3 protein-coding genes are annotated in these 2,337 nt (G+C 63.7%); 2 read left to right on the top strand and 1 reads right to left on the bottom strand.

What is annotated here, in order from left to right; translation table 11 throughout:
• A partial coding sequence (locus QZH66_RS15195) for a pyridoxal phosphate-dependent aminotransferase (RefSeq protein WP_305806749.1) occupies nt 1-1,344 on the bottom strand: 1,344 nt, incomplete at its 3' end.
• Between the two features lie 123 nt (nt 1,345-1,467).
• Here QZH66_RS15195 and QZH66_RS15190 point away from each other — a divergent pair.
• Together QZH66_RS15190 and QZH66_RS15185 are read left to right on the top strand one after the other, a co-directional pair.
• Complete coding sequence (locus QZH66_RS15190; RefSeq protein WP_305806748.1) at nt 1,468-1,848, top strand: Mth938-like domain-containing protein; 381 nt, start codon at nt 1,468-1,470, stop codon at nt 1,846-1,848.
• A gap of 113 nt (nt 1,849-1,961) precedes the next feature.
• Nucleotides 1,962-2,337: peroxiredoxin (locus tag QZH66_RS15185; protein ID WP_305806747.1), on the top strand; the 376-nt coding region annotated here is incomplete at its 3' end.

Here is a 2,337-nt window from a genome sequence, read left to right as displayed (position 1 = left end):
GCCGTGGCGCAGGCGGTACTGCGCCAGAAAGCCGGCCAGCCGGTCGATGGCTTCGCGCAGGTCATCCTCGTGCGGCAGGAAGACGATGCGGAAATGCTGATGGTCGGGGTAGTTGAAGCCCGAGCCCTGCACCAGCATCACGCGCGTGGCGCGCAGCACTTCCATGAAGAACTGGCGGTCGTCGGCGATCGGGTACATCGCCGGGTCCAGGCGCGGGAACANATGGTCGGGGTAGTTGAAGCCCGAGCCCTGCACCAGCATCACGCGCGTGGCGCGCAGCACTTCCATGAAGAACTGGCGGTCGTCGGCGATCGGGTACATCGCCGGGTCCAGGCGCGGGAACATGTACAGCGCCGCCTTGGGCTTGACGCAGGTGACGCCCGGAATGGCCGTGATCAGCTCGTAGGCCAGGTCGCGCTGGCGGCGCAGGCGGCCGCCCTCTTTCACCAGGTCGTTGATGCTCTGGTAGCCGCCCAGCGCGGTCTGGATCGCCCACTGGCCGGGCACGTTGGAGCCCAGCTTCAGGTTGGCCAGCATGTTCAGGCCTTCGATGTAGTCCTTGGCATCGGCCTTGGGGCCCGACACCACCATCCACCCCGCGCGGTAGCCGCAAGAGCGGTAGGCCTTGGACAGCGAGTTGAAGGTCAGCGTGAGTACGTCGGTGGACAGGCTGGCCATGGCCGTGTGGCGCACCCCTTCGTACAACACCTTGTCGTACACCTCGTCCACCAGCAGCACCAGGCCGTGCTCGCGCGCAATGGCGACCATGCCGCGCAGCAATTCGTCGGGGTAGAGCACGCCGGTCGGGTTGTTCGGGTTGATGACCGCGATGCCGCGCGTGCGCGGCGTGATCTTGGCGCGGATGTCGGCGAGGCTGGGCAGCCAGCCGTTGTCTTCCTCGCACAGGTAATGCACGGGCTTGCCGCCGGAGAGCGAGACCGCCGCCGTCCACAGCGGATAGTCGGGCGTGGGCACCAGCAGTTCGTCGCCGTCGTCGAGCAACGCGTTGGTGGCCATCACGATCAGCTCGCTCGCGCCATTGCCCAGGTAGATGTCGTCGAGCGTGACGCCAGCGATGCCCTGCTGCTGGGTGTAGTGCATCACGGCCTTGCGCGCTGCGAAGATGCCCTTGCTGTCCGAATAGCCGGCCGAATTGGGCAGGTTGCGGATCATGTCCTGCTGCACTTCCTCGGGCGCATCGAAGCCGAACGGCGCCATGTTGCCGATGTTGAGCTTGATGATCTTCTGGCCCTCGTCCTCCATCTGCTTGGCCGCGTCCACGATGGGACCGCGAACGTCGTAGAGCACATTGTTGAGTTTGGCGGATTTGTGGACGGTTTTCATGCGCGTTGGGGCGAAGTACAAAGGCATTGCCCCAGGCAGGGCCTGTGGCGAAACCTATAATTTGACCACAGTTGCGCGCCTGTCCGCGGGCATGGCGCAGTGCCCACACACCCTCGAGAGACCATGAAATTCCAGCCCGAGCGCATCGACGCACAAAGCATCACCGGCTACGGCCCCGGCTGGATCAGTGTCGGCGCCGAAAAAATCAGCACCAGCATCATCCTGGGCGCGCGCGGCCTGCGCCTGGACTGGCCGTGCGCGCAGTTCGAAGACCTGACGCCCGAGCACTTCGCCCAGCTGGCGCAGTTCGACGCCGAAGTGGTCCTGTTTGGCAGCGGCTCGCGCAACCGTTTCGCGCCGCCCGCCTGGCTGCAGCCGCTGATGGCCAAGCGCGTGGGCGTGGAAACCATGGACACCCAGGCCGCCTGCCGCACCTACAACATTCTGGCCGGCGAGGGGCGCAACGTGGTCGCGGCCCTGCTGCTCGAACCCCCGCCACTTTGACCTGATGGGGGGTTTCGGGGTAAAATCACAGGTTGCAGCCGGGGGCCCAAGAATAAGAACGACCCACCACTCCCGGATTTTCAACGACCTCACCCAGAGAGATTGAAGTTTATATGGCGATCGTTGTCAACAAACCCCTCCCCGAATTCGAAGCCAACGCGACCGGCGGCATCAAGGTGTCCAACACCTCGCACAACGGTCAGGTGATGATTCTGTATTTCTACCCCAAGGACAACACGCCTGGCTGCACCACCGAGGCCATGCAGTTCCGCGACAAGTACAAGGACTTCGTGAAGGCCGGCGCCGCCGTGTTCGGCGTCTCGCGCGACAACATGAAGTCGCACGACGACTTCAAGGAAAAGCTCGAACTGCCGTTCGAGCTGATCGCCGACACCGAAGAAAAAATGTGCCACATGTTCGGCGTGGTCAAGAACAAGATCATGTACGGCAAGAAGGTCAAGGGCATCGAGCGCAGCACCTTCCTGATCA

The sequence above is a fragment of the Stenotrophomonas sp. YIM B06876 genome (assembly GCF_030711595.1).
GTDB lineage: Bacteria > Pseudomonadota > Gammaproteobacteria > Xanthomonadales > Xanthomonadaceae > Stenotrophomonas.
Note: the sequence above shows the minus strand (reverse complement) of the source record. Positions and strands in the feature narration are given on the sequence as shown.